Annotated in this window: 19 protein-coding genes, 4 tRNA genes, 3 rRNA genes, 1 other RNA gene and 1 pseudogene; 23 read left to right on the forward strand and 5 right to left on the reverse strand. The window is 57.2% G+C overall.

The genetic code is table 11. The features are described 5' to 3' along the window. Window positions 1-110: 110 nt before the first annotated feature. From ccoG to IPP03_19990, 4 genes are all read left to right on the forward strand, one after another. Window positions 111-1,526: a cytochrome c oxidase accessory protein CcoG gene (gene ccoG / locus IPP03_19975; GenBank protein MBL0354811.1), complete on the forward strand. Its 1,416-nt coding sequence runs from the start codon at window positions 111-113 to the stop codon at window positions 1,524-1,526. A gap of 1 nt (window position 1,527) precedes the next feature. Next, window positions 1,528-2,049: a FixH family protein gene (locus IPP03_19980; GenBank protein ID MBL0354812.1), complete on the forward strand. Its 522-nt coding sequence runs from the start codon at window positions 1,528-1,530 to the stop codon at window positions 2,047-2,049. A gap of 27 nt (window positions 2,050-2,076) precedes the next feature. After that, window positions 2,077-2,220: a DUF3149 domain-containing protein gene (locus tag IPP03_19985; protein MBL0354813.1), complete on the forward strand. Its 144-nt coding sequence runs from the start codon at window positions 2,077-2,079 to the stop codon at window positions 2,218-2,220. A 104-nt stretch (window positions 2,221-2,324) separates the two neighbouring features. Then, window positions 2,325-3,026 carry a TonB family protein gene (locus IPP03_19990; GenBank protein MBL0354814.1) on the forward strand — a complete coding sequence of 234 codons (702 nt, stop codon included), beginning with the start codon at window positions 2,325-2,327 and terminating at the stop codon, window positions 3,024-3,026. A gap of 177 nt (window positions 3,027-3,203) precedes the next feature. On the opposite strand, the gene IPP03_19995 is transcribed toward IPP03_19990, so the two are convergent. The 3 genes and pseudogenes from IPP03_19995 to IPP03_20005 form a co-directional block, all read right to left on the reverse strand. Next, window positions 3,204-3,938, reverse strand: a complete 735-nt coding sequence (locus IPP03_19995) for an ATP-binding protein (GenBank protein MBL0354815.1) — start codon at window positions 3,936-3,938, stop codon at window positions 3,204-3,206. Window positions 3,939-3,955: 17 nt separating this feature from the next. Next, a pseudogene (locus tag IPP03_20000) lies at window positions 3,956-5,494 on the reverse strand (IS21 family transposase). A gap of 213 nt (window positions 5,495-5,707) precedes the next feature. Continuing rightward, window positions 5,708-6,253 (reverse strand): NUDIX hydrolase, encoded by a 546-nt coding sequence (locus IPP03_20005; GenBank protein ID MBL0354816.1) that lies wholly within the window; start codon window positions 6,251-6,253, stop codon window positions 5,708-5,710. A 352-nt stretch (window positions 6,254-6,605) separates the two neighbouring features. Between IPP03_20005 and IPP03_20010 the strand changes: the two genes are divergently transcribed. Both IPP03_20010 and IPP03_20015 read left to right on the forward strand, forming a co-directional pair. Beyond that, a tRNA-Thr gene (locus IPP03_20010) sits at window positions 6,606-6,679 on the forward strand. Between the two features lie 137 nt (window positions 6,680-6,816). Then, window positions 6,817-7,017: a hypothetical protein gene (locus IPP03_20015; GenBank protein MBL0354817.1), complete on the forward strand. Its 201-nt coding sequence runs from the start codon at window positions 6,817-6,819 to the stop codon at window positions 7,015-7,017. A 28-nt stretch (window positions 7,018-7,045) separates the two neighbouring features. Here IPP03_20015 and IPP03_20020 read toward each other — a convergent pair whose 3' ends face one another. After that, window positions 7,046-7,846, reverse strand: coding sequence for an IclR family transcriptional regulator (locus IPP03_20020; GenBank protein MBL0354818.1), 801 nt, complete (start codon window positions 7,844-7,846; stop codon window positions 7,046-7,048). 95 nt (window positions 7,847-7,941) lie between these two features. Here IPP03_20020 and IPP03_20025 point away from each other — a divergent pair, with 95 nt between their 5' ends. Beyond that, window positions 7,942-8,562 (forward strand): ParA family protein, encoded by a 621-nt coding sequence (locus IPP03_20025; GenBank protein ID MBL0354819.1) that lies wholly within the window; start codon window positions 7,942-7,944, stop codon window positions 8,560-8,562. A 28-nt stretch (window positions 8,563-8,590) separates the two neighbouring features. Here the strand turns inward: IPP03_20025 and IPP03_20030 are convergent, their stop codons facing one another. Continuing rightward, window positions 8,591-9,730: an IS630 family transposase gene (locus tag IPP03_20030; GenBank protein ID MBL0354820.1), complete on the reverse strand. Its 1,140-nt coding sequence runs from the start codon at window positions 9,728-9,730 to the stop codon at window positions 8,591-8,593. A 170-nt stretch (window positions 9,731-9,900) separates the two neighbouring features. Here IPP03_20030 and IPP03_20035 point away from each other — a divergent pair. From IPP03_20035 to IPP03_20110, 16 genes are all read left to right on the forward strand, one after another. Beyond that, window positions 9,901-9,977, forward strand: a tRNA-Met gene (locus IPP03_20035). Between the two features lie 311 nt (window positions 9,978-10,288). After that, window positions 10,289-11,821: ribosomal RNA gene (locus IPP03_20040) — 16S ribosomal RNA — on the forward strand. 59 nt (window positions 11,822-11,880) lie between these two features. Beyond that, window positions 11,881-11,957, forward strand: a tRNA-Ile gene (locus IPP03_20045). 97 nt (window positions 11,958-12,054) lie between these two features. Further along, window positions 12,055-12,130 (forward strand) — tRNA-Ala (locus IPP03_20050). 215 nt (window positions 12,131-12,345) lie between these two features. Continuing rightward, window positions 12,346-15,225 (forward strand): 23S ribosomal RNA (locus IPP03_20055). Between the two features lie 101 nt (window positions 15,226-15,326). Then, a 5S ribosomal RNA gene (gene rrf, locus IPP03_20060) occupies window positions 15,327-15,439 on the forward strand. Together the 16S, 23S and 5S rRNA genes with 3 tRNA genes alongside form the textbook arrangement of a ribosomal RNA operon. Before the next feature lie 97 nt (window positions 15,440-15,536). Further along, window positions 15,537-15,635, forward strand: an RNA gene (ffs, locus tag IPP03_20065) — signal recognition particle sRNA small type. Window positions 15,636-15,661: 26 nt separating this feature from the next. Further along, window positions 15,662-17,272 (forward strand): DNA polymerase III subunit gamma/tau, encoded by a 1,611-nt coding sequence (gene dnaX / locus IPP03_20070; GenBank protein MBL0354821.1) that lies wholly within the window; start codon window positions 15,662-15,664, stop codon window positions 17,270-17,272. 13 nt (window positions 17,273-17,285) lie between these two features. Continuing rightward, complete coding sequence (locus IPP03_20075) at window positions 17,286-17,609, forward strand: YbaB/EbfC family nucleoid-associated protein (GenBank protein ID MBL0354822.1); 324 nt, start codon at window positions 17,286-17,288, stop codon at window positions 17,607-17,609. 4 nt (window positions 17,610-17,613) lie between these two features. Next, entirely contained in the window at window positions 17,614-18,213 is a 600-nt protein-coding gene (gene recR / locus IPP03_20080; GenBank protein ID MBL0354823.1) for a recombination protein RecR, read from the forward strand. Window positions 18,214-18,296: 83 nt separating this feature from the next. Continuing rightward, entirely contained in the window at window positions 18,297-18,893 is a 597-nt protein-coding gene (petA, locus tag IPP03_20085; protein MBL0354824.1) for a ubiquinol-cytochrome c reductase iron-sulfur subunit, read from the forward strand. Between the two features lie 2 nt (window positions 18,894-18,895). After that, a complete protein-coding gene (locus IPP03_20090) occupies window positions 18,896-20,197 on the forward strand; it encodes a cytochrome bc complex cytochrome b subunit (GenBank protein ID MBL0354825.1) in 1,302 nt (433 codons plus the stop codon). 11 nt (window positions 20,198-20,208) lie between these two features. Beyond that, window positions 20,209-20,919 carry a cytochrome c1 gene (locus tag IPP03_20095; GenBank protein MBL0354826.1) on the forward strand — a complete coding sequence of 237 codons (711 nt, stop codon included), beginning with the start codon at window positions 20,209-20,211 and terminating at the stop codon, window positions 20,917-20,919. Between the two features lie 83 nt (window positions 20,920-21,002). After that, complete coding sequence (locus tag IPP03_20100; GenBank protein ID MBL0354827.1) at window positions 21,003-21,599, forward strand: glutathione S-transferase N-terminal domain-containing protein; 597 nt, start codon at window positions 21,003-21,005, stop codon at window positions 21,597-21,599. Between the two features lie 3 nt (window positions 21,600-21,602). After that, window positions 21,603-22,031 carry a ClpXP protease specificity-enhancing factor gene (locus tag IPP03_20105; protein MBL0354828.1) on the forward strand — a complete coding sequence of 143 codons (429 nt, stop codon included), beginning with the start codon at window positions 21,603-21,605 and terminating at the stop codon, window positions 22,029-22,031. A 128-nt stretch (window positions 22,032-22,159) separates the two neighbouring features. After that, complete coding sequence (locus tag IPP03_20110) at window positions 22,160-24,883, forward strand: molybdopterin-dependent oxidoreductase (GenBank protein ID MBL0354829.1); 2,724 nt, start codon at window positions 22,160-22,162, stop codon at window positions 24,881-24,883. Window positions 24,884-25,090: the final 207 nt, after the last annotated feature.

Genomic DNA, 25,090 nt, shown 5'->3' on the forward strand with positions numbered 1-25,090 from the left:
CTTTTAGTGCCAAGTAAGATATTAGTAAATACTGATCTATATCAACATGGCGTTCCCGAATTTCCCGCAAGATTGATCCTCTAGCGCATTCGGATTTGGATACAGGGATCATGGAACCCACCGGGAACACGAAAGAGAAGCCAGCACCCGCGCCGGCAGTAGTTTCTTTCTACGAGAAGCACAAGAAGGTCTACATCCGCGACGTCAAGGGTTGGTGGAATACTTGGCGCTGGGCTTTCGTCTGGTTCACCCAGATTCTTTTCTACGGCTTGCCGTGGCTTGAGTGGAATGGTCGGCAGGCGGTGCTTTTCCACATCGTCGAGCACAAGTTCTATCTGTTCGGCCTTGTCCTCTGGCCGCAGGACGTCTTCTATCTGGCGCTGCTGCTGATTATTTCGGCGTACGCCCTGTTCCTGTTCACGGCGGTGGCCGGGCGACTCTTCTGCGGCTATGTCTGCCCGCAGACGGTCTACACGGAAATCTTCATGTGGATCGAGAACAGGCTTGAAGGCGATCGTTCAAGGCGGATGAAACTGGACAAGGGGCCGATGACGGGCCGCAAGTTCGCCCTGAAGGCAATCAAGCACACGCTCTGGATTCTCATTGCGCTGTGGTCCGGTTTCACACTCGTCGCCTACTTCACGCCGGTCCACGAACTCATTGCGGCGTTGCCTTTCGACCTTTCCGGATGGGAACTGTTCTGGACCTTCTTCTACGCTGGTTTCTTCTACATGCAGGCCGGCTTTTTGCGCGAGCAGGTCTGCAAGTACATGTGTCCCTATGCACGTTTCCAGGGCGTGATGTTCGATCCGGATACCTTGGTCATCACCTACGATCCTGAGCGTGGTGAGCCACGCGGTGCGCGGCGTAAGGGTGTCGATGTCAAGGCTGCCGGGCTGGGCGATTGCGTCGATTGCGGATTGTGCGTTGTCGTTTGCCCTACTGGCATCGATATCCGCAATGGGCAACAGTACGAATGTATTGGCTGCGGTGCCTGTATCGATGCCTGCGACCCGGTCATGGACAAGGTTGGCCTGCCACGTGGTCTGATCCGCTATACGACCGAAAATGCTTTGGCCAAGCACTGGACCTCCAAGGAAGTGCTGGCTCACCTCGTCCGCCCGCGAATCATTCTTTATTCAGTAATCCTGATCGGTATTGTCGTTGCGTCGGCATGGTCACTGGCGATGCGCGTACCGCTCAAGGTCGACGTGATCCGTGACCGCTCCCTGCTGGCTCGCGAAGCAGATGACGGACGTATCGAAAACGTCTACAACCTTAAAATCATGAATACGACTGAAGAGCCCAAGCGCTACACACTCTCGGTTGAGGGCATGGACGGGATCGAACTTGCCGGTGAGCGCATCGTTAGCGTCGGCAGCGCCGAGAACCAGGAAGTCACCGTCGTGGTGCGCGTTCCGCCCGAATCGGGAAAGAAGGGCGCCAACACCATTTATTTCGATATCAAGGCCGAGAACAACGACAAGATCGCGGTTCATGAAAAGGCCTCTTTCCTGATGCCCTGACATGAGTACCTCAATGACACTGCGAAGCGACAGCAAACCCTGGTACAAGGAACCGTGGCCGTGGATATTGATGGCTGGCCCGGGAACCGTAGTCGTTGCCGGTTTCGTGACCCTGTGGTTGGCGATTGCCAGCAATGATGGGCTGGTTACCGACGACTATTACAAGCAGGGGATGACGATCAATCAGCGCTTGCAACGCGACCATTACGCAAAGGATCTTGGTCTGCATGCTGACTTCATGCGTTCTGGACAGCAGGTTCGTTTGCTGGTCAGGGCTGATCACGATGCAGTGCTTCCAGAGATGTTGGTGCTCAAGTTGTCGCACCCAACCCGCGCCGGACAGGATCAGATGGTAAAGATGACATCCGAGGGCCAAGGCTTCTATGGCGGCGTTTTGAGTGCTGATGTAAGCGGTCGCTGGTATGTGTCGATCGAGGATCCATCCGGAAAATGGCGATTGCAAGGGGAGTGGCAAGCGGACGCCGAAGACCAGTTGCCCATCGTGTCACGCTCGGATAATTAAATTTGTTGTTCTGTTAATGGGAGGTAGATTATGGCTTGGGAACTGTTGTTTTCTAGTGATTTTGGCCTGATGACTGTCGCAGGTATTACCTTCATGATCTTGATGGGGGTATTCATGACGAGAATGTACAAGAAGAAAATGGACGAAGAGATCCGTAAACTGGGCAAGTAACCACTGCCTGACTGCCGCTTTGCGAAGTGGGCTTTATCCCCCGTTCGGTACTGCCCTCGGGGGTTCGTATTTGATGGATTAGAAATTGCGAAATGAACGGGGTGATGAGAAGGGCGCTCCTAGTCTCCATCGTAATCCATCTCGCCGTGCTGCTGCCGTTCCGCAATGCGCTTCTGCGTCCGGAGCCACCCGGCCATTCCGCCAGCCAGGCCATCGAAGCCCTGTTGATTTCCGTGCCGCGCGAGAAGCAGCGGACGCTCCCTTACGAAAGCCTTGCGCCGCCTTCTGAGAAACAGGTGCGTACTGCAGCCGAGGTGCTTGCGAAGTCCGGAGTCGAAAAGCGATCCCCGGTTTTGCCGTCCTTTTCACGGTCGACCGCAACAGATGATGTCGCGGTAACCGAGCGGGCCGCTGTCACTTCCGGCACTATGCCTCAAACTGTGAGCCCGGCTGCGCTCCAGGCCGAAGATGTCAGTGCGGACGGTGTGCGCCAGTATCGACTGAACCTCGCTCGCGAGGCGCGACGGTTCAAGGATTATCCGCGAGGAGCGAGGGAGCGCGGATGGGAAGGGGTCGTCGTGGTGGTCGTCAATACGGTTGCCGGGGTTAGCGTTCCGGTTGTCAGCCTCAGTCAATCCAGCGGCTTCGATGTACTCGACCAGGCTGCACTGGACCTTGTCGGGCAGGCTGTAAGTACGGCCGCGATGCCCGACAGCCTGCATGGTGCGTATTCCGACGAATCTGGACAGCGATTCCGAGCCAAACTGGACACGCATTCCGGAGCAAACTGGACAGTCGGAGCGTAGCGACGCGGGGTTTTTGGTTTTTACTCTGTTGATGTCATGGGGGTCAAGTTTTTGTCGCGCCATGGAGAGTTATCCACGGTCGGCCGGCAGACTGCGCTCCTTCCATAGCAGGCTGGCTGGCGGCCGGCGGTGGGTAACTCGGTAAGCGTGTGCGGGGGCACATGGGGTGGCCTCGGGTCATTCCGGTTTGCTCCTTTTGCGCAGCGATTCGCCATCAGGGTTGAGGCTATGTGCCTGATGCACCAAACGGTCGAGAATCGCATCCGCCAGCGTCGGGTCACCGATGGCCTCATGCCAATGCTTCACGGGCAACTGGCTGGTAATGATGGTTGATCGCGTGCCGTGCCGGTCATCGAAGATTTCGAGCAGGTCACGCCGACTTTCATCGGTCAGTGGTGCTAGCCCCCAGTCATCAATCAGCAGGACGTCGGTTTTGGCCAACTGCGCCAGCGTCTTGGCATAACTGCCATCCCCACGACCGATAGCCAGTGCCGGCAACAGGCGTGGCAAGCGCACATAGAAGGCAGAACGCCCCTGACGGCATGCCTGATTGGCCAGGGCGCAGGCAAGGAAGGTCTTGCCGACGCCGGTTGGCCCGCAAATCAACACATTCTGGTGGTCGCCGACCCAGCGCCCGGTCATCAGACGGGCAAACAAGGCCCGGTCAAGACCGCGCGGATGGCGGAAATCGACATCCTCCGGTGTCGCCGCCTGTTTCAATTTGGCCCGTTTCAGGCGAGCGGCGTTCTGCCGGGATTCGCGCTCGGCCAGTTCACTGTCAATCAGAAGGCCAAGGCGTTCCTCGAAGGCGAGTTGGCTGATGTCGGCTTGTTGTGCTTGGCTGGCTAAAGCCTTGGCCATGCCGGTCAGGCGGAGCTGGTGCAGTTGGTCCACGGTCGGGTGATGGAGCATAGATGTTTCCTTTCAGGTCAGTGGTAGTAATGCGGACCACGCACGTTGGCGTGATCCAGGGGGAGAGCGGTCTGGGCCGTTGCCGTCAGGCGCTTGATGTCCAGGCCATGCTTCAAGATGGATTTCAGGCTGCCGTAGGACAGCGCGTTGATGTCGACGGCCCGCTCGCACGCCGCCTCCAGACGGTCCTCGCTGTAAGCCTTCGATAGACGCAGAATGCCCAGGCAACTGCGGTACCCCTGTTGCGGATGGCGGCGTTGATGCAGGACATGTTCGATGACGGCTTTGGTGTGCGGCCCAATACGGCCAGCCCAGTCCAGCAGCCGAGGGGCATTCCAGCCCTGAACGGATTGATGGGCCGGCGTCATGTGGGCGTCGACGGTGGTATGTCGCCCCTTGAGCGAACTGCGCACATGGCTGGCGATGCGACCTCCCCGGTGGAACACTTCAACTGTCGTTGCAGTGAAGCGGGCATCGACCTTCTGCCGTGCGAAGCGCTAAGGCACCGAGTAGTAATGGCCGGCGATTTCAACGTGGTAGTCGATACCGACCGTCACCACCTTCCATTCGGCGAATTCGTAACGCGATTCCGGCAACGGGCGTAAGGCCGGGCGGTCCATCTCGGCAAAGGCACTTTCCCGTGACCCCGGCAGTTTCTTGAAGGGGCGGCGATTCAGGGCCTGCATCAGTTCGGCAATGTGCCGATTGAGCTCACTGAGGCTGAAGAATCGCTGATTCCGCAGGCGAGCAAGCACCCAGCGCTCGACGAGCAGAACACCCGCTTCCACCTTGGCCTTGTCTTTCGGGCGATACGGCCGGGCCGGCACGACGGCGGTGGCGTAATGGACGGCCAGGTCGCGATAGCTGGGATTGAGCTCGGGGTCGTAATGGCAGGCTTTGTTGACGCCACTCTTCAGATTGTCGGGCACCAGCATGGCCGGCACACCGCCGAAGAATTCCAGTGCTCGGACATGACTGCCAATCCAGTCCGGCAGTGCCTGGCTCCATGTGGCGTCACAATAGGTGTAATTCGAGGCGCCGAGGACGGCAACGAAGATGGCCGCCTGGCGGATTTCGCCGGTCAGCGGGTCGGTGACTGGAACGGTCGGGCCGGCGTAATCGACAAACAACTTCTCGCCGGGTGTGTGGGTCTGGCGCAGACTGAGCGACAAACGCCCAGCCCAAACTCGGTAGTGGTCGCAGAAGCTGCTGTATTGATAGCCGTCCGGGTGCTCGCTCTTGTACTCCTGCCAGAGCAGGTCGAGCGTCACGCCTTTCCTGCGCAGTTCCCGCTGCACGCCGGCCCAGTCGGGTTCCGGTCGACGGGTTGCCGAGGGCGCCGACGGCGGGTAGAGCAGCGCCTCGATGCCGGCTTCAGATACTCCAGCCGGCAGCGGATAGCTCAATCCGGCCAGTTTCGCCCGACGGAGAATCTCCCCCACCGTGGTCGGTGAGGAATCGACTGCCCGGGCAATCTCGCGGTGACTGCGACCGTCCGCAACGGATAGCCGTAATACTTCAAAAATCTTGCGCATGGATAACCTGCTATTCGCCATGTGGTCCTCGGCAAATGCGCTGAGGGTGCCACGGTTATCCCGCGTGCTACGTTATGACTTTGGGCTGTCCAGATTCCGTCGGAATCGGTGTCCAGTTTGCCTCGGAATCAGTGTCCAGGTTCCGTCGGAATGACTGTCCAGTTTGGGTCGGAATTCGCACATGGCCGGCAGTTTGCGCTGACGCTGCCAATCCACTACCGCCTGGATGAGTAATCAGGTCGCTATACTCAACGGACCAAGCGCCGTTTCGTGAAATCCGAAGCTACCTTTTGCTGCATCCTTGAGGTAGTGTTCGAGGCAGTGGGTTACGCTGCGGAAGGCGATTTCACCCCACGGAATGTCATTCGGCTGCAGCAGGGCAGCCTCGAGGCTTTCATCCCCGGCCGAGTGCTCGGGTGTGGTGAGATGGCCGCGATAGAAGAGATGAACCTGATTTATATGCGCGATGCTGACCATCGCAAATGGCGCTTCAACAATGATCCGTGCGCCAGCTTCCTCGTGTGTTTCACGACAAGCCGCTTCGGCAGTGGTTTCACCATTTTCCATGAAGCCGGCAGGCACCGTCCAGAAGCCACGTCGCGGTTCGATGGCGCGGCGGCAAAGAAGAATACGACCCTCCCAGGTTGCGACGCAGCCGACGATGAGCCGTGGGTTCTCATAATGAACGTGACCGCAACGGCAGCAGACGTGCCTGGGGAGGGTGTCGCCGGCGGGAATCTCGAAGGAGAGGCCAGCACCGCAGTGAGTGCAGAACTTGATCATCGAATGAGCGCGTTCGGGATGGTGCTCGCAGTTTAGCATCGCGCTCGAACGGGACTTGTAAATTGCGACGAGGGCATGGATCAGCTTGCAAATTCGTTACGATACGCGACAAGATGGCTGGCACAAGGAAGGAAATCACCCTTGCAGGTGTTCGCGGGGGCGTCAATCAGGCGCTAGATGTTGCCAACTTCCCGAAGCTTTTTCAGATACCTTGAAATTCGGTGGTCCGTGGGCTGCCTAACGAAGAGGATGGCCGATCACCCGTGATTCTGGCTTGCTGGTCAGATGGAAGTATCGGACCATGCCGTAAGGCCGAGTGTCAGGCTATAATTCAATGGTGTTTCCGCGTGCCCCCGTAGCATGAAGGTCGTGCAGTTGATTTGTAATCATCAGGTAGCGGTTCGATTCCGTTCGGGGGCACCATCCGCAATGGGTACTCAACAGGGCACTCTTTCGGGCGGCCTCGGTTGTTCATCGTCTCCGTCCGTGCAGCCAAATTTTCCTGCCCGTGACGATGCGTCTGTAGCCACGTTGCCCGAAGTTATGTCGGGAAGATAGTTATGGAATCTGATTTGCTTGCCAGACTCGACCTCGGTGCCGTTGCCATCGCGATGCTTGTTCTCGGGGCTGTTGTTTCGGCGCTTGTCATCTTTCTGAGGCAGAATCGGAAAGACCTTGATATTCTCGAGGAAGAGTTGGAGTCCGAGAGTGCGGATGATGATGAGGACGCCAATGATTCCAAGCCAGGGTATCGTTTGTAGGCATTCGATCAAGGTGGTGGCTTGATCCTCAGCTTTCGCGGCGCTTGAACCCCAATTTTCGTGACAAATCATCCGCCGCCGCGAGCATCGCTTTGGCAACTGGGCTGTCCCACTCCACGCTGAATTCGCCTACCGTGCCAAGCGATGTAATTGTGGCGACCATCATGCCCGAGTGATCGAAAATTGGGGCACTGAAACCGTTGATTCCCGGGGTTAGGCTCCCTGAAGCGCGGGAGATGCCGTGCCGGCGTATTTCTGTGAGTGTCTTTTCGAGTTGGCGGCGCGCGGTCGTGATAGCGATTTTGCTGGCTTCTGAAATTTCGTGCAGCTCCTGATCGAGCATCTGCTTCAGAAACGGCGAGCGGAAGAAAGTGGCAAAGGCCCTCCCAGTTGCGGACTTACAGATTGGCAGTTCGGTGCCGACCCGCAACGTGATCATGATTGGGGAGCCCGAATCGACAATGCGCACGATCGTCGCGCCGCGATTGCCCCACACTGCAAGCGCTACGGTCTCCTGAATCTCCTCGCACAGGTTTTCAAGAATGGGGCCGGCAAGGCGGACGGGATCCAGTCGCCCGAGAGCGGACAGGCCAACGTCGAGTGCATAGCTGCCGAGAAGGTAGCGTCCGCTGCCACTGTCCTGTTCGATCATCCCGGTACGCATGAAGCTGACCATATAGCAATGAGCCTTGGCGGCAGGCATTCCGGCGCCTCTGGCGATATCACGCAACATCATCGGCCGGCCATTGCTGGCGAGCACGTCCAGGAGGCGAAAACCCACTTCGATCGACTGTATGCCATGACGATCGCTTGCCACTTTGGTAACCATGAAATGCCGTCCCGGCAAAAAACTTCATTTTATGTGTATATGCCTGCCGTGCAGCGGCGAATATAATTCACACAAGAAACTCAAAAGGAATAGTTATGCGAGCGGTTCTGGTGGCAAATCCCAAGGGTGGGGCAGGGAAAACTACTCTTGCGACCAATCTCTCTGGATATTTCGCCAATCAGGGAAAGAGAGTCACACTCTGCGATCTCGACCGGCAACAGTCTTCCCTGCGCTGGATGGCATTCCGCGATCCGGACATGGCTCCGATTACGGGCTATTTCGCCGCCAATCAGATTGTCCTTAATCTTCCGCAAGAGGCGGACTGGGCTGTGCTCGATGCACCAGCTGGATTGCAGGGCTACAAGCTTTCGGATTACTTGCGAACGGTGGACAAGGTGCTGGTGCCACTTGTACCTTCGGTCTTCGACATGGCGGCTACTGAAGATTTCCTCAATGCAATTCGCGGCGAAATGCGGGGCCGGCGCGGATGTCTGGGCATTGTTGCGATGCGCGTCGATCCGCGTACGAAAGCCGCTGGCATGCTCGAGGAGTATCTGAAGCACTTCGACATCCCGATTGTCGCCTACCTGCGGAGTACGCAGAATTACGTCAATGTAGCCGCCGCCGGACTCACTATATTTGACCCCCCCCGTACTCGTCACAAGAGGGATATCGAGCAATGGGAGGGAATGTTGAGTTGGCTTGCAGCCAGCTAGTATATCGTTCCATCAATATAATTACGTATTATGCGATTTCGAGGTCGAATTTCTTCCAGCGAAAGACAACTGGGGTGGCGTTCATCTCATCGATACCTTTCAGGATGCGCGCTTTGAGTTCATGAATCGAGGCGACGCGGATATGGCGGAGGAAGGTCCGGGCCATTTTCGAGAAAGCGCATTCGATCAAGTTGAGCCAAGAACCATGCTTGGGTGTATGAACATACTCGAAACGTCCGGGTCGCGTCGCCAAGTAAGCCATCGTCTCTTTCGAGATGTGGGCCGAGTGATTGTCGAGGACGACACGGATAATGGCCTCCGGCGGGTAGTACGCATCGATCGAACGGAGCAAACCGATGAATTCGCAGCTGCGGTGCCGGTCTTCGACTTGGGCAAACACATGGCCGGCGTGCAAGTCGATGCCGGCCAGGATCGATACGGTTCCATGGCGGACGTACTCGTAATCCCGACTCACCGTCGGCGCTTTGCCGGGAACCGGTGGCCGGTCAGGCGCCGTCAAGCCAATCGCTTGAACGCCGGGCTTTTCATCGACACTGACCGTGTAAATCGGGTTCGGCCGTCCATCATGAACGGCGCCTTCGGTGTAGAGGGAAACGTCCCGGTAGACCATCAGCACCTCATGCATCTTCCGGTCGAAGTCGGGATCCCGTTTCTCCAGGTAGTAGGTGATCTTGTGGGGTTTGAGTTGGTTTGCATCAAGAATCCGCCAGACCGTGCTCTTGCCCGCACCGGCAAGACGAGGGAAGCCCGATGCCGCTGCCTGTTCGGCCACATGGCGGGCCAGCGCCGAGATGCTCCACAACTCCGCAGCCAGTCCAAACTCCCTTGGTTTGGTGCACGCTACGCTGACCACCCAAGCCTTGGCCTCCTCAGTAATCTCCGGGGCGTGAGGCCGGTGGTAGGTATCCTTCAATCCGGCTTGAATGCCCGCCGCAAGTGCCTTGTCGATGCATTTGTAGATCATCGGCCGGCTGACGCCCAACTGCCGCTGAATCTCGGTGATCGATACGCCCTGCGCGTATTTGAGCAGCACGCCGGCACGCTCCACTTCGCGCAACGGCGCCGTTCGCGACGCCGCCAATTCAGACAACCTGGACCTCTGCTCGTCTGTCAGCAACAGTGCTGCTCGCCCGCTTGTCCGTCCCATGATCACCTCCACGTCAAATGCTAAGACAATCATGGCAATTAAAGGCACGTTTGTAAATATATTAATGGAACGTACTACTAGCCGGCCGGACGGCGGGTCTTAAAATATTTGTGTTGGAATAGTTGTTGACACCTGTGGGGTTGGTCCGGATAATGCAGCGCTCTGACGGACGCGGGGTGGAGCAGTCTGGCAGCTCGTCGGGCTCATAACCCGAAGGTCGCAGGTTCAAATCCTGCCCCCGCAACCAGCAAGCTGAGCGCTTGGAAGATGCCAAGCGCTTTTGTTTCTGGAAAGTTGGAAGTGGATGTTTGTAAAGCCTGCCGTAATTAATTTTGTCTTGACGTTTTGTTGTGGGTATTGGATAATTCCGCTTCTTTGCTGCTGACGTCTTTTTTAGGCGGTGCGGTGTTGATCTTTAAAAATTTGGACAACCGATAGGTGTGGGTGTCTTGGTGCGAAGCAACGCGAGTTGCGAAACGTATTAAGGCAATCACACGGATGGAGAGATCCATCGAGGTAGAGAAATCTATCGTCAGTGAATTGCGAGTTTGATGGATTGAACTGAAGAGTTTGATCCTGGCTCAGATTGAACGCTGGCGGCATGCCTTACACATGCAAGTCGAACGGCAGCACGGGGCAACCTGGTGGCGAGTGGCGAACGGGTGAGTAATGCATCGGAACGTGCCATTGAGTGGGGGATAACGTAGCGAAAGTTGCGCTAATACCGCATATTCTGTGAGCAGGAAAGCAGGGGACCGCAAGGCCTTGCGCTCTTTGAGCGGCCGATGTCAGATTAGCTAGTTGGTGAGGTAACGGCTTACCAAGGCGACGATCTGTAGCGGGTCTGAGAGGATGATCCGCCACACTGGAACTGAGACACGGTCCAGACTCCTACGGGAGGCAGCAGTGGGGAATTTTGGACAATGGGGGCAACCCTGATCCAGCCATGCCGCGTGAGTGAAGAAGGCCTTCGGGTTGTAAAGCTCTTTCGGCCGGGAAGAAATCGCATGGGCCAATACCCTGTGTGGATGACGGTACCGGAATAAGAAGCACCGGCTAACTACGTGCCAGCAGCCGCGGTAATACGTAGGGTGCGAGCGTTAATCGGAATTACTGGGCGTAAAGCGTGCGCAGGCGGTTTTGTAAGACAGGCGTGAAATCCCCGGGCTCAACCTGGGAACTGCGTTTGTGACTGCAAGGCTAGAGTACGGCAGAGGGGGTGGAATTCCACGTGTAGCAGTGAAATGCGTAGAGATGTGGAGGAACACCAATGGCGAAGGCAGCCCCCTGGGTCGATACTGACGCTCATGCACGAAAGCGTGGGTAGCAAACAGGATTAGATACCCTGGTAGTCCACGCCCTAAACTATGTCAACTAGGTGTTGGGTGGGTAAAACCATTTAGTACCGTAGCTAACGCGTGAAGTTGACCGCCTGGGGAGTACGGCCGCAAGGTTAAAACTCAAAGGAATTGACGGGGACCCGCACAAGCGGTGGATGATGTGGATTAATTCGATGCAACGCGAAAAACCTTACCTACCCTTGACATGCCAGGAACTTGCCAGAGATGGCTTGGTGCCCGAAAGGGAGCCTGGACACAGGTGCTGCATGGCTGTCGTCAGCTCGTGTCGTGAGATGTTGGGTTAAGTCCCGCAACGAGCGCAACCCTTGTCGTTAATTGCCATCATTTAGTTGGGCACTTTAGCGAGACTGCCGGTGACAAACCGGAGGAAGGTGGGGATGACGTCAAGTCCTCATGGCCCTTATGGGTAGGGCTTCACACGTCATACAATGGTCGGTACAGAGGGTCGCCAAGCCGCGAGGTGGAGCCAATCCCAGAAAGCCGATCGTAGTCCGGATTGCAGGCTGCAACTCGCCTGCATGAAGTCGGAATCGCTAGTAATCGTGGATCAGCATGTCACGGTGAATACGTTCCCGGGTCTTGTACACCGCCCGTCACACCATGGGAGCGGGTTCCGCCAGAAGTAGGTAGCCTAACCGCAAGGAGGGCGCTTACCACGGCGGGGTTCGTGACTGGGGTGAAGTCGTAACAAGGTAGCCGTAGGGGAACCTGCGGCTGGATCACCTCCTTTCTAGAGAAGCATCCTGGCACCCACAACCTATCGGTTGTTCATGAGTAGCAAGCAGGCGAGGGTCTGTAGCTCAGTCGGTTAGAGCATCGTCTTGATAAGGCGGGGGTCGTTGGTTCGATTCCAACCAGACCCACCAAAGTCTTATCAGTTAAACGAGTCAGGCAAGGCGTGAAATGTCGCCGCATAGCAGCCGCTATGCAAGGCATTGAACAGCGCAGCATGGCGCGTTTAGAGGGGGATTAGCTCAGCTGGGAGAGCACCTGCTTTGCAAGCAGGGGGTCGTCGGTTCGATCCCGTCATCCTCCACCAGAATCCAAAGATAAGCGGTGACCGTTTATCTATGGCTTTTGAGGAATCAATTGCTGCGCTCTTTAACAAAACGGAAGAAGGTTGTGTCACTCTTGCCGAAGAGGCAAGAGTGATGCGTTGTGATTGCATCGATCTTTGTACAGCAGTCAGCGGTATGAAGATCGCATAAATGAGTTGCCTGTAGCCTGGCTTCGCGAGAGGCCGCAAGGTTATAGGATCAAGCGACTAAGTGCATGTGGTGGATGCCTTGGCGATCACAGGCGATGAAGGACGTGCAAGCCTGCGAAAAGCGGGGGGGAGCTGGCAATGAAGCTTTGATCCCCGATATCCGAATGGGGAAACCCACTCCGCAAGGAGTATCTTTATCTGAATACATAGGATATTGAGGCGAACCCGGCGAACTGAAACATCTAAGTAGCCGGAGGAAAAGAAATCAACCGAGATTCCCCAAGTAGTGGCGAGCGAACGGGGATCAGCCTGCTAGTAATAGCGGAGACGTTAATAGAACGGAATGGAAAGTCCGGCCGTAGTGGGTGATAGCCCCGTATATGAAAACGACTCCGTGGTACTAAGTTAGCGAAAAGTAGGGCGGGGCACGTGAAACCTTGTCTGAACATGGGGGGACCATCCTCCAAGGCTAAATACTCGTGATCGACCGATAGTGAACTAGTACCGTGAGGGAAAGGCGAAAAGAACCCCGGGAGGGGAGTGAAATAGATCCTGAAACCGCATGCATACAAACAGTGGGAGCCTCCTTGTGGGGTGACTGCGTACCTTTTGTATAATGGGTCAGCGACTTACGTTGTGTTGCGAGCTTAACCGAATAGGGGAGGCGTAGCGAAAGCGAGTCCGAATAGGGCGTTTAGTAGCACGGCGTAGACCCGAAACCGGATGATCTATCCATGGCCAGGATGAAGGTGCCGTAACAGGTACTGGAGGTCCGAACCCACTAATGTTGAAAAATTAGGGGATGAGCTGTGGATAGGGGTGAAAGGCTAAACAAATCCGGAAATAGCTGGTTCTCCCCGAAAACTATTTAGGTAGTGCGTCATGTATCACTTGCGGGGGTAAAGCACTGTTATGGCTAGGGGGTCATCGCGACTTACCAAACCATGGCAAACTCTGAATACCGCAAAGTGCGAGCATGGCAGACAGACAGTGGGTGCTAACGTCCATTGTCAAGAGGGAAACAACCCAGACCGCCAGCTAAGGTCCCCAAGACACAGTTAAGTGGGAAACGAAGTGGGAAGGCATAGACAGCTAGGAGGTTGGCTTAGAAGCAGCCATCCTTTAAAGAAAGCGTAATAGCTCACTAGTCGAGTCGTCCTGCGCGGAAGATGTAACGGGGCTCAAACTGTGCACCGAAGCTGCGGATATCGAAAGATATGGTAGGGGAGCGTTCTGTAGGTCTGTGAAGGTGTCTTGTAAAGGATGCTGGAGATATCAGAAGTGCGAATGCTGACATGAGTAGCGATAAAGGGCGTGAAAAGCGCCCTCGCCGAAAGCCCAAGGTTTCCTACGCAACGTTCATCGGCGTAGGGTGAGTCGGCTCCTAAGGCGAGGCAGAAATGCGTAGTCGATGGGAAACAGGTCAATATTCCTGTACCGATTCTAGATGCGATGTGGGGACGGAGAAGGTTAGGTCAGCCGGGTGTTGGACGTCCCGGTTTAAGCGTGTAGGCGTGCCCCTTAGGCAAATCCGGGGGGCTGAGCTGAGGCGTGATGACGAGGAACCACGGTTCCGAAGTGATTGATACCAAGCTTCCAGGAAAAGCCACTAAGCTTCAGTCTAGAGTTGACCGTACCGCAAACCGACACAGGTGGGCAGGATGAAAATTCTAAGGCGCTTGAGAGAACTCAGGAGAAGGAACTCGGCAAATTAACACCGTAACTTCGGGAGAAGGTGTGCCCCGGTAGCGTGTAGAGACTTGCTCTCGAAGCGCGATGGGGTTGCAGTGAAATGGTGGCTGCGACTGTTTAATAAAAACACAGCACTCTGCAAACACGAAAGTGGACGTATAGGGTGTGACGCCTGCCCGGTGCCGGAAGGTTAAGTGATGGGGTGCAAGCTCTTGATCGAAGCCCCGGTAAACGGCGGCCGTAACTATAACGGTCCTAAGGTAGCGAAATTCCTTGTCGGGTAAGTTCCGACCTGCACGAATGGCGTAACGATGGCCACACTGTCTCCTCCTGGGACTCAGCGAAGTTGAAATGTTTGTGAAGATGCAATCTACCCGCGGCTAGACGGAAAGACCCCATGAACCTTTACTGTAGCTTTGCATTGGACTTTGAACCGGTTTGTGTAGGATAGGTGGGAGACTGTGAAGCCGGGACGCTAGTTTCGGTGGAGTCAACCTTGAAATACCACCCTGATTTGTTTGAGGTTCTAACCTTGGTCCGTGAATCCGGATCGGGGACCGTGCATGGTAGGCAGTTTGACTGGGGCGGTCTCCTCCCAAAAGGTAACGGAGGAGTACGAAGGTACGCTTAGGGCGGTCGGACATCGCCCACAAAGTGCAATGGCAAAAGCGTGCTTGACTGCGAGACCCACAAGTCGAGCAGGTACGAAAGTAGGTCATAGTGATCCGGTGGTTCTGTATGGAAGGGCCATCGCTCAACGGATAAAAGGTACTCTGGGGATAACAGGCTAATTCCTCCCAAGAGTTCATATCGACGGGGGAGTTTGGCACCTCGATGTCGGCTCATCACATCCTGGGGCTGTAGTCGGTCCCAAGGGTATGGCTGTTCGCCATTTAAAGTGGTACGCGAGCTGGGTTTAAAACGTCGTGAGACAGTTTGGTCCCTATCTGCCGTGGGCGCTGGAAATTTGAAGGGGGCTGCTCCTAGTACGAGAGGACCGGAGTGGACGAACCTCTGGTGTACCGGTTATGACGCCAGTCGTATCGCCGGGTAGCTAAGTTCGGAAGAGATAAACGCTGAAAGCATCTAAGCGTGAAACTCGCCTTAAGATAAGATTTCCCGGAGTCTTGAACTCCCTGAAGGGTCGTCGAAGACCACGACGTTGATAGGTCAGGTGTGGAAGCGCAGCAATGCGTTAAGCTAACTGATACTAATTGCCCGTGCGGCTTGATCCTATAACCTTGTAGCACCGCAGGAACTCATAAGCACTCACAACAACAACCCTCTCCCAATTTCGCGTTTGCCGCGCCAACCCGCGTCAAACCAACCAGTTACGCTTGGCGACCATGGCGTTTCGGACCCACCCCTTCCCTTCCCGAACAGGACCGTGAAACGAAACCGCGCCGATGATATTGCACTTTCGTGTGAGAAAGTAGGTCATCGCCAGGCTACCCCATCCTAAACCCCCTCCCAATTACAACAGCCGGCGAGGGGGTTTCTGCTTTGTAAAAGAAAATTACGGTTCAAGCGTGCTAGTATTCGCAGTGGCGAGTCTCCCCGCATTGTAGTGTGGTGAACTTGGTCAGGTCCGGAAGGAAGCAGCCACAGCCGTTTGCTGCAAGTGCCGGGGGTTAGGCTCGCCATTTTCTTTTCTCCATCCTTGTGGGGCGCATGAGTTACCAGGTTCTCGCGCGAAAGTGGCGGCCGCGCAGTTTCACCAGCCTGATCGGGCAGGAACACGTGGTACGTGCCTTGACGCATGCACTAGCCAGTCAGCGACTCCATCATGCCTATTTATTCACGGGCACGCGCGGGATTGGCAAGACGACCCTTGCCCGAATTCTCGCCAAATCACTGAATTGCGAAACCGGTGTGACAGATACACCCTGCGGCATTTGTTCGGCATGTCAGGAGATCGATGCGGGGCGCTTTGTAGATTTGCTGGAAGTCGACGCGGCGACCAATACGCGGGTCGATGAAATGCGCCAATTGCTGGAGAACTCGGTTTACGCTCCGACTCGTGGCCGCTACAAGGTCTATGTGATCGACGAAGTGCATATGCTCTCGAACTCGGCGTTCAATGCGATGCTAAAAACGCTCGAGGAACCGCCCGAACATGTTAAATTCATACTGGCAACGACTGATCCCCAGAAGATACCGGTTACGGTGCTTTCCCGCTGCCTGCAGTTCAATCTCAAACAGATGCCACCGGGCTCGATTGCAGCCCACTTGGCCCATGTCCTCCAGGCCGAGGGCATCGCTTATGATTTTCCCGCGCTCGCTTTGATTGCGCGATCTGCAGGCGGCAGCATGCGCGATGCGCTCTCACTTCTCGATCAGGCGATAGCACATGGCGCGGGAACGGTCGAGGAGCAGCAGGTTCGCGCAATGCTCGGGACGGTTGACCTCGACTATCTTTATTCAATCCTCGAGGCAGTTCAATCCGGTGACTCGGCAGACCTTCTGCGCCTAGCTGCCGAGATGGCGTCGCACAGCCTTTCGTTTGGCCTTGCGCTTCAGGAACTCGCGGGTTTGCTGACTCGCCTGCACGTGGTTCAATGCGCACCCAGTTCGCTGGATGATGAAGATCCAGACCGGAGCCGTCTCCTAGGGCTGGCTAGCAGGCTCTCGCCAGAGTTCGCCCAGTTGGCATATCAAATAGTGATACACGGCCGGGCCGAACTGCCGATGGCCCCAGACGAATACGCCGGCTTTGTGATGACTTTGCTGCGCCTGCATGGTTTCAGGCCGGAGTCGGTGGCTGACGTTGTTCAGGCAGCGCAGTCATCTGTTCAGCGGGCGGCCGCCGGGAATGGCCCTGGCCCGGTCTTGATCCCTGAGCGGCTTGCGCCGCAAGACTCCCGGGTGCAGCCTAACGGGAAAGACAGTGCCCAGAGTCTTCCCAGGAATGAGTGGCGTGACATGGTTGCCGCGCTTCATTTGAATGGTCTCGCGCGGGAGCTTGCGCAGCATTGTGAGCTCAAGGAGGTCAGCGAATCCGACTGCGTGCTTCGCCTGGCGCCGGCACATGGCCATCTCCAGATGAAACCGGCTCCGGAGAGATTGCAGAAAGCGCTCAGTGGCTATCTGGATCGCCCCATTACCTTACGCTTCGAACTTGCGCCGACCGAGGGCGATACTCCGGCGGTCGCGGTCGGCAGGGAGCGGCGCGAACAGCAAGAAGAGGCAATTTCCTCGATCGAAAAAGATGCATTTGTCCGTGACGTCATCGAGAATTTTGATGCATCACTTGTCGAATCATCAATCAAACCCATCGCATAGTGGAGATCCAGAAATGATGAAAGGTGGCTTGGCGGGCCTGATGAAACAGGCCCAGGCAATGCAGGACAACATGAAGAAGGCACAGGAACAGCTTGCGCTGACGGAGGTTGAAGGACAATCAGGTGCCGGCATGGTTAAGGTCGTGATGACCTGTTCTCATGACGTCCGTCGGGTGAGTATCGACCCATCGGTTCTCGATGACCGCGAGATGCTCGAAGACTTGGTTGCTGCCGCAGTCAACGATGCCGTGCGTCGCGGCGAGGAACTGAGCAAGGAAAAGATGGCAGGCTTCACGGCAGGTCTGAACCTGCCCCCCGGCCTGAAGTTGCCATTCTGAGCACGTGAACCCATCGGGTCTGCAGGTGCTGATCGAAGCGCTACGCTGTTTGCCTGGCGTCGGGCCGAAGTCGGCTCAGCGCATGGCCTACCATCTCCTTCAGCATGACAGGAAAGGGGCGCAGCATCTTGGGGACGCCCTGTCAAATGCGCTGGCATCGGTCCGTCATTGCCGGCGTTGCAACACCTTTGCCGAGAACGAGATTTGCGAGCGCTGCGCCTCGCCCCGCCGGGATCCATCGTTGCTCTGCGTGGTCGAAACCCCGGTTGACATGAACATGATGGAGCAGACGCTTTCGTATCATGGGCTCTATTACGTCCTGATGGGTCGGATTTCCCCGCTTGATGGGGTCGGAGCCCGCGAACTTGGTCTCGAACAACTCATCGCACGTGTCCTCGATGGTGCCGTTCGGGAGGTGATTCTGGCGACGAACTACACCAACGAAGGGGAGGCGACCGCACATTACATTGCCGCCATGCTGCAGCCGAAGGGGGTCAGCGTGACAAGAATCGCCCGTGGCGTGCCGGTCGGTGGTGAGCTCGAATATGTCGATAGCGGAACTCTGGCCCAGGCTTTGCGGGAGCGCAGGACTTGTTCAGAGTGACAATGGCTTTTATGGCGAGTTCCCGTAGCGTATAATCCGAGGTTTATTTTTAATCTCATCCAATTCCTTTAGGGGTCAGCGTAATGAGCGATCAAGGAAAAATGGACTGCGGCAGACGGCGTCTGATCGTCGCCACCGCGGCCGTCGGCGGGGCTGGTGCGGTTGTCGCGCTGGTGCCGTTCGTGTCCAGCTTGCTTCCGTCTGAGCGTGCCAAGGCAGCAGGCGCTCCGGTAGAAGTTGAAATCGGCAAGCTGGAAGCGGGCCAGATGATGACTGTCGAGTGGCGCGGCAAGCCGGTGTGGATCATCAACCGGACTGCGGACATGCTCGCTACCCTGCCCAAGCTGGATGCTCAGATGGCCGATCCGAATTCGGACAAGGACATGCAACCAGCTTACGCGAAGAACGAGACCCGCTCCATCAAGAAGGAGTTCATGGTGGTCATCGGCATCTGTACCCACCTCGGCTGTTCTCCTTCCTCGAAGTTCAAGGCGGGCGCCGGAGAGGGAATGCCGGCTGACTGGCTGGGTGGGTTCCTCTGCCCCTGTCACGGTTCAACCTTCGACTTCGCCGGGCGCGTTTTCAAGTCGAAACCGGCCCCGGACAACCTAGAAGTTCCGCCGCACGTGTATCTGACCGATACCCGTATCCTGATCGGCGAAGACAAGAAGGGAGCATAGAAATGGCTGCTGGCAAAGTCGAAAAGTACAAGTCTGACGGGTCCATCGGTGGCAACGCCCTAGAGTGGGTCGATGCCCGTTTTCCGGCTACATCGATGTGGAAGGAGCACCTGTCTGAGTACTACGCCCCGAAGAATTTCAATTTCTGGTATTTTTTCGGTTCCCTCGCGTTGTTGGTCCTGGTCATCCAGATCGTTACCGGCATCTTTCTGGTCATGCATTACAAGCCGGATGCTGCGCTGAACGCCAACGGGGTGCCGGTTGCGTTCGCCAGTGTCGAGTACATCATGCGCGACGTGCCCGGCGGATGGCTGATCCGCTACATGCACTCGACCGGCGCCTCGGCCTTCTTCATTGTGGTCTATCTGCACATGTTCCGCGGCTTGCTCTACGGCTCCTATCGCAAGCCACGTGAACTGACCTGGCTGTTCGGGGTCGGCATTTTCCTCGTGCTGATGGGTGAAGCCTTCTTCGGCTACCTGCTGCCATGGGGGCAGATGTCCTTCTGGGGCGCTCAGGTTATCGTTAATCTGTTCTCCGCCATTCCTGTGATCGGTAACGATTTGTCTCTCCTGATTCGTGGCGATTTCGTCGTCGGCGATGCGACCCTCAACCGCTTCTTCTCCTTCCACGTCATTGCTTTCCCGCTCGTGCTGCTCGGCCTTGTTGCCGCGCACATTCTGGCGTTGCACGAAACCGGATCGAACAACCCTGACGGCATCGAGATCAAGGCCAACAAGGACAAGAACGGCATTCCGCTCGACGGCATTCCCTTCCACCCGTATTACACGGTGAAGGACATCGTTGGTGTCGTGGTCTTCCTGTTCGTCTTTTCTGCGGTGCTCTTCTTCGCGCCGGAAGGCGGCGGTTACTTCCTTGAGTACAATAATTTCTACCCGGCCGATCCGCTGAAGACCCCGCCGCACATCGCGCCGGTCTGGTACTTCACGCCTTACTACTCGATCCTGCGCGCCATGGTGTGGAACTTCTTCGGCCTGCCCGCAAAGTTCTGGGGCGTGGTCGGAATGGGCGCCTCGGTCGTCATCTTTGCCTTCCTGCCCTGGCTGGACCGCAGCCCGGTCAAGTCGATTCGCTATCGCGGCCCGATCTACAAGACCCTGTTGACGTTGTTCGTGATCTGCTTCGTCATTCTCGGCTACCTCGGCACGCAACCGCCGTCTCCGATGGGCGAAATCGTCTCCCAGATCTGCACGGCGTTCTACTTCGGTTTCTTCCTCGGCATGCCATGGTGGTCCCGAATGGACAAATTTAAGCCCGTGCCCGAACGCGTGACGATGAAGTGAGGATGCGAAAAATGAAAAAATTCCTGATGGCATTGCTCTTTGCACCTCTGACCGTGCTCGCAGTCAGCGGCGCTCACCTTGATCACTGGCCTGGAGCGGTTGGCGACAAGGCGGCGTTGCAGAATGGCGCCAAGCTGTTCGTCAATTACTGCCTGAACTGTCATGGCGCGTCGCATCTGCGTTACAACAAGTTGACCGAGATTGGCTTGACCGAGCAGCAGGTGAAGGACAACTTGATGTTCACGTCCGACAAGATTGGTGACCAGATGCGCGTCGCTGCTCATTCCGAGGATCAGAAGCAGTGGTTCGGCGCCGCGCCGCCGGACCTGACCGTGATTTCGCGGGCGCGCGCTTCCGAAGTTGGATCGGGTGCGGATTGGCTCTACACCTATCTGCGTTCGTTCTATCGCGACGAGAATCGCCCGACCGGCTGGAACAATGTGGTTTTCGAGAATGTCGGTATGCCGCACGTTCTCTACGAACTGCAGGGCCAACAAGTTCTGAATCATGAAACGCACAAGCTGGAACTGGCGGTTCCGGGCAAGCAGACGCCTGCGGAATTCGACAAGTCAGTTTCCGATCTGGTCAGCTTCATGGTCTGGATGGCCGAGCCGAACCAGGAGTTCCGTCAGCGACTCGGTTATGGCGTGCTTGCCTTCCTGTTTGTGCTTTTCCTGATTGCCTACGCGTTGAAGAAGAACTACTGGAAAGACATTCACTAATCTTTTACCGGGTTAGCTGACGGCATCGCGGATTGGCTCAGGCCGACCCGCGATGCCGAACCTCATTTTGAAGGTTTCTGTACATGATGAACCTCTACTCGGGCACGACCTGCCCATTCAGTCATCGCTGCCGGATTGTCCTCTACGAAAAGGGCATGGATTTTCAGGTCATCGATGTCGACATGTTCAACAAGCCCGAAGATCTGGCCGTCATCAACCCGCACAACCGGGTGCCGGTGCTGGTCGAGCGCGACCTGGTATTGTTTGAGCCGAACATCATCAACGAGTATATCGATGAGCGCTTTCCGCATCCGCAATTGATGCCGGCAGATCCGATCATGCGCGCCCGCGCCCGCCAGTTGCTCGTCGGGATGGAGCGCGAAATCTTCTTGTTCATGGAAACGATCGAAAAGCACACCAAGTCTGCCGAAAAGGGGCGTCAGGAAATTCGTGCCCGCCTGACCGAAATTATCCCGATCTTCAACAAGCAGAAATTCATGTTGGGTGACGACTTCTCGATGCTCGACGTGGCTATCGCGCCACTGCTCTGGCGTCTTGACCATTACGGCATCGATCTCGGCAGGAATGCGGCACCTCTGATGAAGTACGCCGAGCGCATCTTCAGCCGTCAGGGTTTCATCGATGCGCTGACGCCGTCCGAAAAGGCGATGCGTAAGTAGGGCATGGATCTCCCGTCCACCAAGCCCTATCTGTTACGGGCCATCTGGGAGTGGTGCTGCGATAACGGGTTCACGCCGTACATTGCGGTCCAGGTCGATTCGCGCACGCGAGTTCCGCGTGAATTCACCCGCGACGGGCAGATCGTGCTCAACATCGGGCCGGACGCCAGCAACAAGCTGATGATCGGCAATGACTTCATCGAGTTCCAAGCCCGCTTCGGGGGCGTGGCACGCGAATTGTCGGTGCCGGTGGAGCAGGTGACGGCGATCTATTCGCGTGAAAACGGTGCCGGGATGGCATTCGAGATCGGTGCCGAGGCCGGTTTGGTGGCCGACGATGCGCCCAAGCAAGAAACAGGGGAGACCAGCGGCGACAATCCCGAACCACCGCGCCCCGAAGGTGGGCGTCCGAAGCTGCAACGCATCAAATAGGGTTTCCGGTTGCGGTCGACGCGCAAAAAAGGGGAGATTTCCGAAGGGAATCTCCCCTTTTTGCATCTAAGTCCATGATTCCTTCAGATGGCACGCCTGTTGCTTGGAGATTGTCTGGAAGGAATTTCATGAACCGACAAGTCAAATCCACCTGTTGTTACTGCGGCGTTGGCTGCGGTGTTGTTATAGAAACCGAGAACGGAACGATCATCGACGTTCGCGGTGACCATGACCACCCCGCCAACCGTGGGCGCCTGTGCACCAAAGGTGCGACTCTCGCTCAGACCACCGAACTCACCTATCGTCTGCAGCACCCGGAGCGGCGCCGCGCCGAGGGTGGCAGTCGCGAGCGGATCGGCTGGAACGAGGCGCTCGACGAGGCGGCCGGGCGTTTTGCCGAGACGATCCGCGCCGACGGTCCGGACTCGGTCGCCTTCTATATCTCCGGCCAGCTGATGACAGAAGACTACTACGTTTTCAACAAGCTGGCGAAGGGGCTGATCGGTACCAACAACGTTGATACCAATTCGCGGCTCTGCATGTCGTCGGCTGTTGCCGGCTACAAGCAGACGCTGGGCGCCGATGCACCGCCGTGCAGCTACGAGGACATCCTGCAGGCCAAGGTCATTTTCATTACCGGCGCCAACCCAGCGGTGGCGCATCCGATCATCTTCCGCTATATCGAGGATGCACGGGCAGCCAATCCGGATCTGAAGATCATCGTCGCCGACCCGCGCCGCTCGGAGAGTGCCGAGATTGCCGACCTCCATTTGGCGATCAAGCCGGGCACCGACATCGCGCTGTTCAATGGCATGCTCAACGTGTTGATTGCCGAAAACCTGGTCGATACACCCTACGTCGAAGCCCATACCAACGGCTTCGCGGCGTTGGCTGAGATTGCCAAAAATTATCCGCCAGCCGTCGTTGCCGACATCTGCGGCGTCGAGGCAGCGGATATCGTCAAGGCCGCGCGCTGGTTCGGCGGCAGCGCGGCATCGCTGTCGCTGTACTGCCAGGGTCTCAACCAGTCGGCGCACGGCACCCACAACAACGCTGGCATCATTCATCTGCATCTGGCGACCGGCCAGATCGGCAAGCCGGGAGCCGGTCCGTTCTCGCTGACTGGGCAGCCCAACGCCATGGGTGGGCGCGAAGTCGGCGGCTTGTCCAACCTCCTGTCGGCGCATCGCGATCTTGGTAATCCGGCGCACCGTGCCGAGATGGCGCGTTTCTGGGGGGTACCGTTCGTGCCCGCCAAACCGGGCAAGTCTGCGGTCGACCTGTTCAAAAGCCTGAAAACGGGCGAGATCAAGGCGGTCTGGATCGCCTGTACCAATCCGGCACAGTCGCTGCCCAACCAGGCCGCCGTCCGCGAAGCGCTGCAGACCGCCGAATACGTGGTGCTGCAGGAAGCTTACGGCAACACCGACACCGCCGATTATGCCGACCTGCTGCTGCCGGCCAGCGGCTGGGGCGAGAAGCACGGGACGGTGACCAATTCAGAGCGCTGCATTACCTGCGTCCGGCCGGCGGTAATGCCACCGGGCGAAGCGCGGCATGACTGGGAGATCGTCGTCGATTTCGCCCGTCGCCTCGGCCAGAAACTGGATCATGCCGGCGCCGACAAACTGTTTCCCTATGTCGATGCCGAAGCCATCTTCAACGAGCATCGCGAGAGTACCCGCGGCCGCGATCTCGATATCACCGGCCTGAGCTATGCGCTGCTCGAAGCGCAAGGGCCGCAGCAGTGGCCATATCCGGAAGGCGCTAGCGCCGGCAAGGTCCGTCTCTACGAGGACGGCTGTTTTCCGACTGCCGATGGTCGGGCGCGCTTCGTCGCCATCGAGCACTTGCCGACTGCCGATGTGCTGGCTGCGGATACACCCATCAGCCTGCTGTCGGGCCGCATGCGCGATCACTGGCACGGCATGAGCCGCACCGGCACGGTGCCGCGCCTGTTCAATCTTGAGGACGAACCGCTGCTCGCCATGCATCCGTGCGACATGCGCCACCGAAATCTGGAAAGCGGCGATCTGGTCCGCGTCACCAATCCCCGCGGCGAAATGACTGTCCGTGTCGCCGAACGCCCCGGTCTGCAGCGCGGCTGTGCCTGGATGCCGATGCACTGGGGCAGCCAGTTCATGAATTCACCCGGCGCCAATGCGCTTGCCTGTGATGTCATTGACCCTTATTCGATGCAGCCGGAACTCAAGCATGCGGCCGTGCAGATCGCCAAGGTCGACCTGCCTTATCCGCTGGCCATCGTTCGTCGTTGTGCCAGCCGCAGCGATGCCTTGGTCCTGATGCAGGAAGCCAGATCAAAGATTGCCAGCTTTTCCTATGCGACGATCGGGCTGTACGGACGCAGCAGCCCGCTGGTGGTATTCCGGGCGGCGGCGGCATGTGCGGTCGATGCAGCGCAGATCGCGGAACTGGATCGACTGTTCGGCATGGATACCGACGAAGGCGCCATCGTCTATGAAGACGTCCGGCGCCATATCGCCAAGAAGGCGATTGCCCGCGACGGCAAGTTGCTTGGTGTGCGACTGGCGGGCGAGACACTGGCGCAGAACTGGCTGAAACAGGCGATGGCGGAAGACGAACTCGACGCCAGCCTGATTCGTCTGGCACTGGCCCCCAGTGCCCGGCCACCGGCCACCGTGCCACCTTGCAACATCATCTGCAAGTGCGCCGACGTCAGCGACGTCCGGATTCACAAGGAACTGGCTGGGAGCAGCGGATTGGCAGCGCTCCAGGACAAGCTGAAATGCGGCACCTTTTGCGGCTCCTGCATGCCCGACATCAAACGCCTGGTGGCCGAATTCAAGACCGAAAAGACCACGCCAGCCTGACTGCGGCGGAAGTAGACCAAGAGTTACGCCCGGTACATCAGGGAAATCGGTCATGGCGCAGGGTGCATGTGATCTTCGATGGAAGATGGCCATCGCTGCATAGACCGGTCATCGCGGACGGCAAAATTGCTGCACTGCAACGGAATTCAACGCACCGGCCCGGTGCGGAATTGTTGCGGTCGACCAACTGAAAATGCAAAAAATCAT

This window comes from Candidatus Dechloromonas phosphoritropha (assembly GCA_016722705.1).
Classification (GTDB): domain Bacteria; phylum Pseudomonadota; class Gammaproteobacteria; order Burkholderiales; family Rhodocyclaceae; genus Azonexus; species Azonexus phosphoritrophus.

What these genes read in the sequence shown, in the direction of transcription:
- ccoG (MBL0354811.1), top strand. Translation starts at nt 111, where the DNA reads ATGGAACCCACCGGGAACACGAAAGAGAAGCCAGCACCCGCGCCGGCA.
- IPP03_19980 (MBL0354812.1), top strand. Translation starts at nt 1,528, where the DNA reads ATGAGTACCTCAATGACACTGCGAAGCGACAGCAAACCCTGGTACAAG.
- IPP03_19990 (MBL0354814.1), top strand. Translation starts at nt 2,325, where the DNA reads ATGAGAAGGGCGCTCCTAGTCTCCATCGTAATCCATCTCGCCGTGCTG.
- IPP03_19995 (MBL0354815.1), bottom strand. Translation starts at nt 3,938, where the DNA reads ATGCTCCATCACCCGACCGTGGACCAACTGCACCAGCTCCGCCTGACC.
- IPP03_20015 (MBL0354817.1), top strand. Translation starts at nt 6,817, where the DNA reads ATGGAATCTGATTTGCTTGCCAGACTCGACCTCGGTGCCGTTGCCATC.
- IPP03_20020 (MBL0354818.1), bottom strand. Translation starts at nt 7,846, where the DNA reads ATGGTTACCAAAGTGGCAAGCGATCGTCATGGCATACAGTCGATCGAA.
- IPP03_20025 (MBL0354819.1), top strand. Translation starts at nt 7,942, where the DNA reads ATGCGAGCGGTTCTGGTGGCAAATCCCAAGGGTGGGGCAGGGAAAACT.
- IPP03_20030 (MBL0354820.1), bottom strand. Translation starts at nt 9,730, where the DNA reads ATGGGACGGACAAGCGGGCGAGCAGCACTGTTGCTGACAGACGAGCAG.
- dnaX (MBL0354821.1), top strand. Translation starts at nt 15,662, where the DNA reads ATGAGTTACCAGGTTCTCGCGCGAAAGTGGCGGCCGCGCAGTTTCACC.
- IPP03_20075 (MBL0354822.1), top strand. Translation starts at nt 17,286, where the DNA reads ATGATGAAAGGTGGCTTGGCGGGCCTGATGAAACAGGCCCAGGCAATG.
- petA (MBL0354824.1), top strand. Translation starts at nt 18,297, where the DNA reads ATGAGCGATCAAGGAAAAATGGACTGCGGCAGACGGCGTCTGATCGTC.
- IPP03_20090 (MBL0354825.1), top strand. Translation starts at nt 18,896, where the DNA reads ATGGCTGCTGGCAAAGTCGAAAAGTACAAGTCTGACGGGTCCATCGGT.
- IPP03_20095 (MBL0354826.1), top strand. Translation starts at nt 20,209, where the DNA reads ATGAAAAAATTCCTGATGGCATTGCTCTTTGCACCTCTGACCGTGCTC.
- IPP03_20100 (MBL0354827.1), top strand. Translation starts at nt 21,003, where the DNA reads ATGATGAACCTCTACTCGGGCACGACCTGCCCATTCAGTCATCGCTGC.
- IPP03_20105 (MBL0354828.1), top strand. Translation starts at nt 21,603, where the DNA reads ATGGATCTCCCGTCCACCAAGCCCTATCTGTTACGGGCCATCTGGGAG.
- IPP03_20110 (MBL0354829.1), top strand. Translation starts at nt 22,160, where the DNA reads ATGAACCGACAAGTCAAATCCACCTGTTGTTACTGCGGCGTTGGCTGC.